Origin of the sequence: Pseudomonas sp. NFPP12 (genome assembly GCF_900103205.1) — a bacterium.
Lineage (GTDB): Bacteria > Pseudomonadota > Gammaproteobacteria > Pseudomonadales > Pseudomonadaceae > Aquipseudomonas > Aquipseudomonas protegens.
Window position 1 is genome coordinate 22,156 of sequence record NZ_FMWW01000010.1, and the last position, 12,500, is coordinate 34,655.

Genomic DNA, 12,500 nt, shown 5'->3' on the forward strand with positions numbered 1-12,500 from the left:
CCTCAGCGGTAGAACTCCGAAGGCGGCGTGCCGAACTGGCGCTTGAAGGCGGCGGCGAAGGCGCTCTGGCTGTCGTAGCCGTGCTGCAGCGCCACTTGCACCACCGGCATGCCCTCGGCCAGGCACTCCAGGGACATCAGCAACCGCGCCTGCTGGCGCCAACGGCCAAAGGTGATGCCGGTGTGGCGTTGGAACTGGCGATGGAAGGTCTTGGCGCTCATGGCCAGGCAGTCGCCCCATTGTTCGGCGGTGCGGTTGTCCGAAGGGTCGTCCGCCAGCGCCTGGCACACCCGCAGCATGCGCGGCTCATGGGGCCAGGGCAGGCTGAACGGCAGCACCGGCAGCGAGCGCATCTCATCGAGGATCAGGCGCATCAGGCGGCCGTCGCGGCTGTCCGGCGAATAGTGCGTGCCGACCTGGGCGGCGGCCAGGATCAGCTCGCGCAGCAACGGCGAGACCTCGATCACGCAGTCATGCTCGGGCAGGCCGGCAATGGCATCGACATTGATGAACAGGCTGCGCATGCGCACCGCGCCGCGCATGCGTACCCGGTGCTCGACGCCGGCCTGCAACCACACCCCGCGGCTGGGCGGCACCACCCAGCGGCCGGACTCGGTGTCGATCACCAGCACGCCCTCGATGGCATAGGCCAGCTGCGAGCGTGGATGGCTGTGGGCAGGTATTTCATGGCCGTTGGGGTAATCCACGGCGATGCTGGTAACCGGCATGGACAGGCAGTCGATGGACGAGACAACAAGCAGATCGGACATGCAGCGCAGCGCCTCCGTCCTGGAAGGGATCATGGGGCGCTTATCATAGGTGAAAATGTCCATTTTGCGATAATCAAAGGGCGTTTAGCGCATTACATTCAGAAGATCGCTACCTAGACTACAGATCACTCCTTGCCCGCCGACGGTTGCAACCGCCCATGAACCCCCTGTTCCTGACCCTGCTACTAGCGCTACCCCTGCCTTACGGCCGGGGTCTGCCGGTGCTGCCAGGAACCTGGCACCCAGGCTGATCTCCCCCAGACTCCGGCCTCGAAGCGCTTTCCATGATGAAAGCAGGGGAGATCCATCGCGTTCTCCATTGTGCTTTCGAGGTCAGTATGCTCGCCCATCCCCATACCAAATACCGTGCCTTTGCTCCCGTGGACCTGGACTCGCGCCAGTGGCCGTCACGTACCATCACCCAGGCTCCGATCTGGCTGTCCACCGACCTGCGCGATGGCAACCAGGCGCTGTTCGAGCCGATGAACCGCGAGCGCAAGCTGCGCCTGTTCGAGGAACTGGTGCGCCTGGGCTTCAAGGAAATCGAAGTGGGATTCCCCGCCGCCTCGCGCACCGATTTCGAGGTGGTCCGCGAGCTTGTGGAACAGCAGCGGATTCCCGCCGACGTCACGCCCATGGTGATGACCCAACTGCGCGAGGACCTGATCCGCGAAACCGTACGCAGTGTGCAGGGTGCGCGCCGGGTCATCGTCCACCTGTACAACGCCATCGCCCCGGTCTGGCGGCGCGTGGTCTTCGGGCTTTCGGTGGACGAGGTCGAGTCCCTGGTAGAGCGCCATGTCAGGCTGTTGCGCGAGTTGACCGACCAGCATCCGGAAACCGAATGGGTGTTGCAGTATTCCCCCGAAACCTTCTGCATGGCGGAGCTCGAGGTGTCTCTGCGCATGTGCAACACCGCGATCCGTACCTGGGACGCCGGCCCGGGGCGCCCGATCATCATCAACCTGCCGACCACCGTCGAGGTGGCCACCGCCAACGTCTTTGCCGACCAGATCGAATGGATGCACAAGCGCCTGGAGCGCCGCGACCAGGTCACGCTGTCAGTGCACCCGCACAACGACCGGGGCACCGGCGTGGCCTGTGCCGAACAGGCGTTGCTGGCGGGCGCCCAGCGGGTGGAGGGCTGCCTGTTCGGCAACGGCGAGCGCAGTGGCAACCTGGATCTGGTGACCCTGGCCCTGAATCTCTATACCCAGGGCATCAGCCCCGGGCTGGATTTCTCCGATATCGCAGCGGTGGCCCGGGTTGCCGAGGAGTGCACGGCGCTGCCGATCCATCCGCGCCATCCCTATGTCGGCGACCTGGTGTTCACCGCCTTTTCCGGCTCGCACCAGGACGCCATCGCCAAGGGCTTTGCCGCCCAGGCGGCCGACGGTTTCTGGGAGGTACCCTACCTGCCCATTGATCCGCAGGACCTGGGGCGGACCTACGACAGCATCGTGCGGGTCAACAGCCAGTCCGGCAAAGGCGGGATCGCTTTCCTGCTGCAGCGTGACCACGGCATCGTCATGCCCCGGCGCATGCAGATCGAGTTCAGCGCCATTGTGCAGAAGCTGGCTGATGCCAGTGACGCCGAGTTGAGCAGCGACGCTTTATGGGAGGTGTTCCAGCGCACCTATCTGGCGTGCTCAGAGGGCACGGCCGGCCTGCGGTATCTCGCTCATCGGTTGTTCGATGCCCCCGAGGGGCAGGGGATCGAGCTGCGGGTCGCCACCCCCGGGAACCAGGAGGCGTGCTTGCATGGCGTGGGCAACGGACCTGTCGCGGCGGCCCTGGCCGCCCTGGGCTTGCCGCTGCGCATCGACAGTTTTGAAGAGCGCAACCTGGGGGCGGGGGCCGATGCGCAGGCGCTGGCAATCGTCGAAGCAGTGTGGCCGGGCATTGCCGGGTCACGTTTTGGCGCCGGCTGTCACGCCAATATCGTCACCGCCTCGGTGCAGGCCGTGATCAATGCCGCGGCGCGGTTTTATCCCGAGCAGGCGCCGGCATTCGTCCCCACCCAGGCATCGCTTGCGGAGCGGGTGGCTCCCTGAGTGACCCGCACCAGCAGTCGGCGCCCCAGGGGGCCGACCGCTGGAGCCCGGGCAAAAAAAAGCCCGCTGTAGCGCGGGCCAAATGGGATTCGTTAAGGAGTGATTGGCAATATAGGGGCGGCGAGGTGAAAGCACCGTGAAAAAAAAGTCGTGCAGGGATAAACCTCCAGCATCTTTGCCCAAGTCGTAGGGTGTTTTCGGATATGTCCGATATTACTGCCCCTGGAGCCCGCGTATATTCCCTCCTGCTCGCCCAGCCAAAGGGGGTACTTCGGTCTGGATGCCACTGCCGAAGTGATGGGCGAGCACCTTTTTCCCTCCTGCCGTTTCTTTCTCCCTGGCTGTTTCCTTCCCGCTTGGCCTGGCCAATATTCTCATCCCATTCCCTTCAGGGCAGATCGAGCCGGCGCCGGATTTCGGCCCACAGTTGCGCGTCGTCGAAGTCGTTGATCACGCGGTGGGCGCCGGCATCCAGCAGGGTTTGCGGGCGCTGGCTGGTGGCCAGGCCGAACGTGCAGATCCCGGCTTTTACCGCGGCTGTCAGCCCGGGTACCGAGTCTTCGAAGGCCAGGGCCTGGTCGGCGGTGGCCTGCAGGCATTCCAGGCCGCTCAAGTAGGGCAGGGGATCGGGCTTGGCACGAGGCAACTCCTCGGCCACCAGCACCGTCTGGAAGCGCTGCCGCAGGCCCAGCACCTCGAGCATGTGCTCGGCATTGGCCCGGGGCGCGTTGGTGACCACGCACACGCCGATGCCGTGCTCCTGGGCAAAATCCAGCAGGCGCAGCAGGCCGGGCATGGGCATCAGTTGCGGGGAGAGTTGGCGAAAGCGCACTTCCTTGCGCTCGGCAAAGGCTTCATGTTCCGCCACGCTGCGCTCGGGGAACAGGTAGCGGCACATGTTGGCATTGGCCTGGCCGCTGACATGGGCTTCGAATTCTTCCTGGGTGAAGGTCCGGCCCTCTTCTTCCAGCAGCAGTTGCTGCAGGGCCAGCAGGTGCAGGGCGTCGGTGTCGGTCAGGGTGCCATCAAGGTCGAAGAGCAGAGCATTGAGCATGGGACAGTTCCTGTCGGGCCCCATCCGGGCCGGTTGGCTGAATCGATCAAGCCCGCATCCTAGCAGGCTTGATCCCAACCGTGACCGGTTCGCTCGGGGCCTCAGCCCTGTGCGTTGTCGCCTTCGCCCTGGTCTTCCACTTCGTCAGGCTGCGGGCAGTAGTCCTGGGGGTTGGCCGGCCACAGCACCTGGTCATGGCTGTCGTGCACCTGTTCGGCGCCGCAATCGACCTGGCTGACCTGGAAGCTCGGAGTGCCGTCCAGGCGATACAGGGCCTTGAGGCTGCGGGACTGGTCGTCGCCCATGCCTTCCACGGCATAGCCGAAGATGGCGCCGCGGGTTTCGTCCACCACCAGTTCCTGCCACTTGCCGGGGATCAGCCGCTTGCCCTTGAGGTCGTACAGCGCCGAGGTGGCCAGGGCCGAGGTGTCGTCGGTGGCCAGCAGGTAGTGGCCGCTGTTGTCCAGGTGGATGTCGACGTACTGGCCCGGCTCCAGCAGCACCTTGCCGCTGGCGTCCATCAGGCCCACGGTACGCACCTGGGTGGCCTGGCCGAACAGGGTGGCCTGCTTGGTCGGGCTGTTGGCGGTGCTGAAGACGAACAGGTCGGCATTGATCGCGCCGATCTGGGCGTAGGTGGGCTTGAACAGCTCGACGCCCTTGTCCACATCGAAGATACCGAAGGTGGCGCTGAACACGTTCTGCAGCACCGCGACCTGGTTCAGCCCCGGTACCTGCCGGAACATTCCCAGGGGGCTGAAGCCGGCCGGGTCCGCCGAGTCGTAGACCGGCTGCACCTTCCATTGGCCCTGGCGGTCGATCAGCCCGGCCTTGCCGGAGCTGCCGTCGGCATTCTTGGCGGTGACCAGCGCGCCCTGCTTGCCGAATACCTGGCAGGTGCCGAACTGGGCCTGGATCACGGTCTTGCCCTGGAAATCCATGTAGCCGCAGGGGCTGTCGTATTTTTCCCGGAAGGCCACCAGGCCGTCACCCGGTTCGCCCATCCAGTTGTAGGTGGCGGCGCTGATCAACTGGGCCTGGGCATCGGCCAGGGCCTTGCCCTGTTCGGTGCTGACCACCAGATGCTGGTTGGCAAAGTAGTCGATGCTGTCGAAGTCGATCTTCTTCTGCTCGCCGGTCTTGAGGTTCAGCGCCCACTTGTCGTTGCCGCGTTCGGCGATCATCCACCAGCCGCGCTTGGCGAAGTCATCGCGGACCATGCTGCTGTCATACAGGGCTTCGGTCACCACCTCGCCCTTGGCACTGAGAATGCCGCGCTTGCCGCCGATCTCGTAGACGATGAAGTCGTCGTTGCCGCCCACGTACAGATCGTCGAAGCGCGGTGGCTGAATCTGTTTGCCGCTCTGGTCGATGATGCCCAGCTTGCCGTCCTGGCCGAAGCCGAAGTAGCCCGGGGTCAGCAGCCGCAGGTCATCGGTGAAGGCGGCCTTGAGGGTCTGCTTGCCATCGGCGCTGCTGAGGTTCCAGGTACCGTCCTTGGCGAACAGGAAGGTCTTGTCCAGGGGCAGGGCGACCACGGCGTCGTAGTCGTTGTCGGCGCTGACCAGCACCTTGCCGTCCTGGTCCAGCACCGCGCATTCGCCATTGGCGCAGATCGGCATGACCATGGCCGCCGGCGCGGGGGCCGCAGCGACGGCTGCAGTCTTGGGACTGGTTTCTTCCTTGCATCCGACCAGGGTCAGGGCAGACAACGAGAGGATCAGCGAGCCGAGACGGGCACAGGCGCTTCTATCCATGAACTTCAGGTTCCTTGTAAGAGGGGAGGTGCGGCACACCCCATGGGACGGGGCAGGCAAAGCGGGGGTGATTCTGCGGCGCCGCCGGATAAATGCAAGATCCAATTGCAAAGAAAACCAGCGGTACAGCCTCGTCGCCGGCCTTGAGAGCTGTTCTGGCGCTGGCTAATCGCTGTCTCAGACTGAGACGTTTGTCTCGAAATTGAACGTCGGGTAACACCCGCAAGCCCGCCAGGGACCGGCGTCTTCGCCCAAGTCGTTGATTCCGGGTTCTTTTATAAGCTGGCACGCTCCGTGTATTGCATATCAGCAGACGTTTCTCTTGCCTCCATGACCGGGCGTGCCGGGCATGGCAGAAACCATAAAAACGACTCGCTAAAAATAAGAAAGCACCGTGGGAGGTTTGACGTTGATGAAGAGAAGACTGCGCCTGAGGCTCAGTGCCAGCCTGCTGGCCATTGCCACCTGTACCGCCTTGCATGCCCCTTCGAGTTTCGCCGCGCGGGATGCACAGAGCATCCTCAAGGAAACCTGCCAGGGTTGCCACACCCCCGAGGCCGGGGAAGCCCTGAGCCGCATCAGCCACCAGCGCAAGACCCCGGAAGGCTGGCTGATGAGCATTGCCCGCATGCAGACCATGCACGGGCTGCAAATCAGCGATGACGAGCGCCGCACCCTGGTCAAGTACCTGGCCGATACCCAGGGCCTGGCGCCCAGCGAGACCGACGGCGTGCGCTACGCCCTGGAGCGACGGCTGAACACCGTCGAGCATTTCGACGAACAGACCACCCAGATGTGCGCCCGCTGCCACTCCGGCGCGCGGATCGCCCTGCAACGCCGGCCGGCCCAGGAATGGGAGCGGCTGGTGAATTTCCACCTTGGGCAATGGCCATCCCTGGAGTACCAGGCGCTGTCCCGGGACCGGGAATGGCTGCCCACCGCCCTCAAGGAAATGGTGCCGCTGCTGGCCCAGCGTTATCCCCTCGACAACCCCGCCTGGACAGCCTGGCAACAGGCCCGCCCGCAAGCGGCGGCGCTGGCGGGGGACTGGAGCTTCAGCGGCCACCTGCCGGGCAAGGGCGAACTGGCCGGGGTGATGAGCGTCAGCGCCGGGGAAGGCGATCAGTTCAAGCTCAGCGTCAAGGGCCAGTACGCCGATGGCAGCCCGTTCAATGGCGAGGGCAGCGCGATCCTCTACAACGGTTATGAATGGCGCGGCAATGTCACCGTGGATGGCGTGGTCATGCGCCAGGTGCTGGCGGCCCAGGGCAATGCACTGCAAGGGCGGATGTTCGAGGCCGAGCACGACGAGCGCGGCCTGGACTTCATCGCCGCCCGGCAAGGCAGCCAGCGGTTGCTGGCGGTGCAGCCGGGTTACCTGAAGGCCGGTGAGGAGGCCGAGGTGACCCTGGTGGGCGCGGGCCTTGCGGGCACTCCGAGCTTCGGCAAAGGGGTGGAGGTCGTGCAGGTGCTGGAGCAGAGCCCCGAACGCATCCGCGTCAGGCTCAAGGCGGCGGCCAGCGCCCAGCCGGGGCTGCGGGAAGTCAGCGTCGGCAGCCTCAAGGGCGCGACGCTGGCGGTGTACCAGCGCATCGCCGAGGTCAAGGTGGTGCCGGCATTTGCCGTGGCGCGGATCGGTGACGGCGGCGGTTCGACGCCCAAGGTCCAGGGCCGCTTCGATGCCGAAGCCTGGGGCAAGGGGGCCGACGGCAAGGCCTACCGCATCGGCGTGATGCCGGCGCAGTGGAAGGTCGAGGCCTTCGATGCCCAGGCGGCCAAGGATGAAGACGTCAAGTACGCCGGCAGCATGCAGGCCGACAGTGGCGTGTTCACCCCGGGGGATGCCGGGCCCAACCCGCTGCGCAAGATGTCCACCAACAACGCCGGCAACCTCAAGGTGATCGCTGCGGTGGAGGAGGGGGGCAAGGCCCTGACCGGTGAAGGCCAGCTGATCGTCACCGTGCAACGCTGGAACAATCCACCCATTCCCTGAGGGGCGTCGAGCGATACCGACAGACACTTTCAGGCAATGACCGCAGGCCCCGAACGCGGGGCAGGCACAGGAGGTTGTAATGGGCGCAATTCTGAATCTGGTGGAGCGCAACCTGCATGAAGTGCAGGTGGACGCCAACCGCATGCTGTTCCATATCCCCAGCAGTTCGCTGTTTGCCAGCGATGCCTTGACCGGCAGCATCATCGATGCGCTGCGCGGCCCGGGCTGTACCCCGGAAGACTTGATCCAGCGTCTGGCCGGCGCCTATGACGGTGCCGACGTCAGCGACACCCTGCGCGAGCTGATGGCCCTGGAACTGGTTAGCGACGGCTCGCCCCTGACCCCGGAAATCGGCGTCAAACGGGTCGAACGCACGGCGATCAATACCGTGGTGCTCAACGTCAATACCGGCTGCAACCTGAGCTGCACCTACTGCTACAAGGAGGACCTGGACAAGCCCTCGGCGGGCAAGAAGATGGGCCTGGACACGGCCATTGCCTCGGTGGAAATGCTGCTCCAGGAGTCCCCGGACGAGGAGCGCTACACCGTGGTGTTCTTCGGCGGCGAACCCTTGAGCAACCGGCCGCTGATCGAGGCCATGGTGGACTACTGCGAACAGCGCTTTGCCGCGGCCGGCAAGTTCGTCGAGTTCGTCATGACCACCAACGCCACCCTGCTCACCGAAGAGGTGGTGGACTACCTCAACGCCCACCGCTTCGGGCTTTCGGTGAGCATCGACGGGCCCAAGACCGTGCACGACCGCAACCGCATCACCGTGGGCGGGCAGGGCACCTATGACGTGGTGCGGCGCAAGGCGCAGATGCTTCTGGAACGCTACGACAGCCGGCCGGTGGGGGCGCGGGTGACCCTGACCACCGGGGTCACCGACCTTGAGACCATCTGGGATCACCTGTTCAACGAGCTGGGGTTCGCCGAAGTGGGGTTCGCCCCGGTGACCTCGGGGGACATCAGCAGCTTCAACCTCAGCAGCGAGGAGCTGATCGAAGTCTTCGCCAGCATGAAGCGCCTGGGCCGGCGTTACCTGGCGGCGGCACTGGAGCACCGCAATATCGGCTTCTCCAACCTGCACCAGCTGATCACCGATATCCACGAGGGCCACAAGAAGGCGCTGCCCTGCGGCGCCGGGCTGAAGATGCTGGCGGTGGACCACAAGGGCGAGCTGAACCTGTGTCACCGCTTCACCGGCTCATCCCTGCCGACCTTCGGCAATGTGCATGACGGTGGGGTCAAGCAGATGGAGCTCAATGACTTCCTGTCCCAGCGCCTGGACCGCACCAACACCGGCTGCGACAGCTGCCGCATCCGCAACCTGTGTTCCGGCGGCTGCTACCACGAGAGCTATGCCCGCTACGGCGACCCGGCGCATCCGACTTATCACTATTGCGAACTGATGCGTGACTGGGTGGATTTCGGCATCGAAGTCTACAGCCGGATCATGGCGCACAACCCTGCGTTCATCAGCAGCTACATCACTCCGCGCAAGGCCCACTGACATGAAACATCTCAAGCCGATCAACAACAAAGCTCAGAAACTGACCGAGGCCGCGGCCCAGGACCGTATCGAAGAAGTGCTGGCGATGAACTCCGTGGCCGGCTGCGCCTCGACCACCGACCCGGGCTGGGAAATCGATGCCTTTGGCGGCGTCTCGTCGCTGTGCCAGCCGATGGAGGCCGACCTCTACGGCTGCTCCGACCCTTGCTGGTGGCCGGCCCAGGTGCCGGACATGATGAGCACCTACCCCGACTGGAACAAGGACGCCCAGGCCTCCAACGACAACTGGCGCAACCTCGGCACCGTCTTCCCCAAAGACAAGTAACCGGACAGCACAAGGATTCCAGCATGCGAGCTATCACAGTGTGCGGCCTGGCCGCCGGCGCGGTTCTCAGCGCCTGTTCTTTCACCGCCCTGGCCGACGAAGGCCTGGCCCTCAACAGCGGTCACGAGTACATGGTGACCACCAATTACCCGAACAACCTGCACGTTCTCGATCTGGCCACCGACAGCCTGTACAAGACCTGCAAGATGCCCGACGCCTTCGGCCCCGGCACCGTGCAACTGTCGCCGGACCGCAAGATCGCCTACGTGCTGAACAACCACTATGCGGATGTCTACGGCGTCGAGCTCGATAGCTGCAAGCAGGTGTTCCACGCCAGCATCACCCAGCATCCGGGGGAGAAGGCGCGCTCGATGTTCGCCTTCACCGTCAGCCACGACGGCAAGGAGCTATACACCGTGGCCAACCCGACCCTGTTGCTCAATGACCGCTATGAGGTCAAGGAGCCGCGGCTGGATGTCTACGCCACCGACGCCGGGCTCAATGCCAAGCCGCTGCGCAGCTTTCCCGCGCCGCGCCAGCTGACCATCATGCAGAGCGGCGACGACGGCACCCTGTATGTGGCCGGGCCGGACCTGTACAAGGTCGACGTCAAGACCGGCAAGTTCGAGGTACTGATCCCCAGCCGCCACTGGAAACGCCCCAACTACAGCGCGCCGGACGTGCTCTACGTGTGGAACCAGCAGACCTTCCGCCATGACTTCTCGCTGCTCTACACCGCGGCGAAGTTCAAGGACAAGAAGCAGGACCCGGCTACCGCCGAGCCGCTGTACGGGCTGTTCAGCGTCGATCTTGCGACCGGCAAGACCGAGACCACCGACTTCGGCCCGCTGACCGAGATCTACTTCAGCGGCATGCGCTCGCCCACGGACCCCAACCTGATGTTCGGCGTGCTCAACCGCCTGGCCAAGTACGACATCAAGCAGAAGAAACTGCTCCAGGCCGCGACCCTGGAACACTCCTACTACTGCATCTCGTTCAACCGGGCCGGGACCAAGATCTACCTGGCGGGGACCTTCAACGACGTGGCGATCTTCGATGTCCAGAGCATGAAGCAGATCGGCAAGATCACCCTGCCGGGCGGCGACATGGCCATCACCACGGCGCAGATCTTCGTCCGCTGACCCCGCCGCCAGCCACCGGCTCCTGTAGGAGCCGGCTTGCCGGCGAACAGGCCGGCAAGCCGTGCAGGGCCCTCGCCGACGCCTTCGTGGGCAAGCCCGCTCCTACCGTGCGGGGACCGGGCAGCTCAAGTCGCCTTCCTTGCACTGCAGGTACTGTTTGAAACTCTCCACGCGGGTCTTGGTCAGGGCCGTGATGCAGTTGCTGTAGGCCACCGGATACAGGCTGCCACCTTCCACGCCCGAGGTGGAAAAACTGCACTCGGCATCGCGGAACGCCACCCAGGCGCGCTGGGCGCTGACCAGCAGCTTTTTGCTGTGTGGCTGGTCTTTCAGGCGCTGGTTGATCTGTTGGTAAAGGGCGTTCAGCTCCTTGTCCGCGGCCTTGTGCTGGACGTTGGCGCACAGGCTCATATCGGTCTGGGTGGTGTTGTTGCACTCATAGGCCTGGGCCAGTGGAGCAAGCAGCAGCGGCGCAAGGGCCAGCAACAGGATCGGACGCATGGAAAGTCTCGCAATCGGTCAATGAGGAAGAAACAGTCTAGCCGCGGCTGGGTTGCCACTCGGGCCAGCGTTGCAGCGCTTCGTCGGCCAGCCAGGGCACATCGTGGGAGGTCCAGATATGCACCTGTGGCGTCTGCCCCGGATCATCGTCCAGGGTCGCCACCCGCAGGATCACGTGGGGCTGCCCCGGGCGCTCCGCCAGCAGGTGAGAACCGCAGACCGAGCAGAAGTGCCGCAGCTTGCCCGGGGACGATTCGTAGGTGCTCAGCCGTTCCTGGCCCTGGGTCCACTGGAAGTGTTCGCGCATGACTCCGGCGGTCGAGGCAAAGGCCGCGGCGTGGGCCTTGCGGCAGGTCTGGCAATGGCAGTGGCCGATGGGCATGTCCAGGCGCTCGACCCGGTATTGCACCGCCTTGCACAGGCAACTGCCATGCAGCGGCCGGGCAGGCGCGCGACGCCGGGCGGCGGCCAGCAGGTCGTCGGCCATGGCCTGGATCTCCTCGCCCATGTGCAGCTTGGCCAGCCAGTGCGGCGGTATGCCCTGGGCCCCGTAGAAGGCTCCGGCCAACTGGCCGACGATGGCGGCGGTGGTGTCGGCGTCGTCCCCCAGGTTGGCGGCGGCCAGCACTGCTTCGGCATAGCTGTCGCTGTGCTGGAAGCACCAGAGCGCGGCCTCCAGGGAGTCGACGCAATAGCCGTTGCCGCGAATCTGGTCGCGGGTTTTATCCAGGTAATTGCCCTGGGCCAGGGCCGCGACCTTGCTCTCGCGAAAGCCCTGGGCGTCGAGCCGTTGCAGTTGCTGCTTGCTGGCACCGTCCAGGGCCTTGGCGATCAGCCCGGCCAACAGCTGGCAGCATTCGATGGCTTCGGCGGCGCCGTGGGTGGTACGCGAACTGGCCCCGGCAAACTCGCGGACCTGGGCCAGGTCGGGGTAATGGAACAGCACCACCGGCGCCAGGCGCATCAGCGAGCCATTGCCGGCGGTCTGCGGGTCGCTGGAGCCCGCCAAGGGCTGGCCGTGTTCCTGATAGTCGGCCAGGGCCTGGCGCACCGTCATGCCGATATCGAAGCATTCGCCGGTGGCGCTCAGGTAGCCCCATTGCCACCAGTTGAGGTAGCGGCCCATCTGGTCGGCGGGGTCGAAACCGTCCTTGCGCAACAGGCTTTCCCCCAGGCACAGGGCCATGGAGGTGTCGTCGGTCCACTGTCCGGCCTTGAGGTTGAACGGGCCGCCGCCCAAGAGATCGGTGACCGGGGGGAAACTGCCCCGTGGCTTGAATTCCACACTGGTGCCCAGGGCATCGCCACAGGCCAGGCCCAGCAGGCTGCCACGGTAGCGGTCGGTGAGGGTGAGGGGCATGGCAGGTCCTTTGCAGAGGTATTGGCGCCGG

10 protein-coding genes and 1 pseudogene are annotated in these 12,500 nt (G+C 64.9%); 5 read left to right on the forward strand and 6 right to left on the reverse strand.

Annotated features, from left to right (window positions below; all coding sequences use genetic code 11):
* Positions 1-2: 2 nt before the first annotated feature.
* On the reverse strand, positions 3-833 hold the full coding sequence (locus BLS75_RS31110; protein ID WP_011062405.1) for an AraC family transcriptional regulator: 831 nt from the start codon (positions 831-833) through the stop codon (positions 3-5).
* Positions 834-1,108: 275 nt separating this feature from the next.
* Between BLS75_RS31110 and BLS75_RS31115 the strand changes: the two genes are divergently transcribed.
* Positions 1,109-2,824, forward strand: a complete 1,716-nt coding sequence (locus tag BLS75_RS31115; protein ID WP_072453081.1) for a 2-isopropylmalate synthase — start codon at positions 1,109-1,111, stop codon at positions 2,822-2,824.
* 388 nt (positions 2,825-3,212) lie between these two features.
* Here the strand turns inward: BLS75_RS31115 and BLS75_RS31120 are convergent, their stop codons facing one another.
* Both BLS75_RS31120 and BLS75_RS31125 read right to left on the reverse strand, forming a co-directional pair.
* Positions 3,213-3,878 carry an HAD family hydrolase gene (locus BLS75_RS31120; protein ID WP_072453079.1) on the reverse strand — a complete coding sequence of 222 codons (666 nt, stop codon included), beginning with the start codon at positions 3,876-3,878 and terminating at the stop codon, positions 3,213-3,215.
* A 101-nt stretch (positions 3,879-3,979) separates the two neighbouring features.
* Complete coding sequence (locus tag BLS75_RS31125) at positions 3,980-5,635, reverse strand: WG repeat-containing protein (RefSeq protein ID WP_065363161.1); 1,656 nt, start codon at positions 5,633-5,635, stop codon at positions 3,980-3,982.
* A gap of 412 nt (positions 5,636-6,047) precedes the next feature.
* Here BLS75_RS31125 and peaA point away from each other — a divergent pair, with 412 nt between their 5' ends.
* The 4 genes from peaA (at position 6,048) to peaD (ending at position 10,608) form a co-directional block, all read left to right on the forward strand.
* Complete coding sequence (gene peaA, locus BLS75_RS31130; protein WP_072453076.1) at positions 6,048-7,628, forward strand: quinohemoprotein amine dehydrogenase subunit alpha; 1,581 nt, start codon at positions 6,048-6,050, stop codon at positions 7,626-7,628.
* Between the two features lie 79 nt (positions 7,629-7,707).
* A complete protein-coding gene (gene peaB / locus BLS75_RS31135; RefSeq protein WP_015636440.1) occupies positions 7,708-9,141 on the forward strand; it encodes a quinohemoprotein amine dehydrogenase maturation protein in 1,434 nt (477 codons plus the stop codon).
* Position 9,142: 1 nt separating this feature from the next.
* On the forward strand, positions 9,143-9,466 hold the full coding sequence (gene qhpC, locus BLS75_RS31140) for a quinohemoprotein amine dehydrogenase subunit gamma (protein ID WP_011062399.1): 324 nt from the start codon (positions 9,143-9,145) through the stop codon (positions 9,464-9,466).
* Positions 9,467-9,489: 23 nt separating this feature from the next.
* Positions 9,490-10,608, forward strand: a complete 1,119-nt coding sequence (gene peaD, locus BLS75_RS31145) for a quinohemoprotein amine dehydrogenase subunit beta (protein ID WP_065363163.1) — start codon at positions 9,490-9,492, stop codon at positions 10,606-10,608.
* A 102-nt stretch (positions 10,609-10,710) separates the two neighbouring features.
* Here the strand turns inward: peaD and BLS75_RS31150 are convergent, their stop codons facing one another.
* The 3 genes and pseudogenes from BLS75_RS31150 to BLS75_RS31155 form a co-directional block, all read right to left on the reverse strand.
* Positions 10,711-11,109 carry a lysozyme inhibitor LprI family protein gene (locus BLS75_RS31150; protein WP_072453073.1) on the reverse strand — a complete coding sequence of 133 codons (399 nt, stop codon included), beginning with the start codon at positions 11,107-11,109 and terminating at the stop codon, positions 10,711-10,713.
* A gap of 37 nt (positions 11,110-11,146) precedes the next feature.
* Positions 11,147-11,596 carry a GFA family protein gene (locus BLS75_RS32675; RefSeq protein WP_239690439.1) on the reverse strand — a complete coding sequence of 150 codons (450 nt, stop codon included), beginning with the start codon at positions 11,594-11,596 and terminating at the stop codon, positions 11,147-11,149.
* Positions 11,570-12,469: pseudogene (locus BLS75_RS31155) on the reverse strand (ADP-ribosylglycohydrolase family protein); the annotation flags it as partial. The pseudogene BLS75_RS31155 and the gene BLS75_RS32675, both read right to left, overlap by 27 nt.
* Positions 12,470-12,500 lie beyond the last annotated feature (31 nt).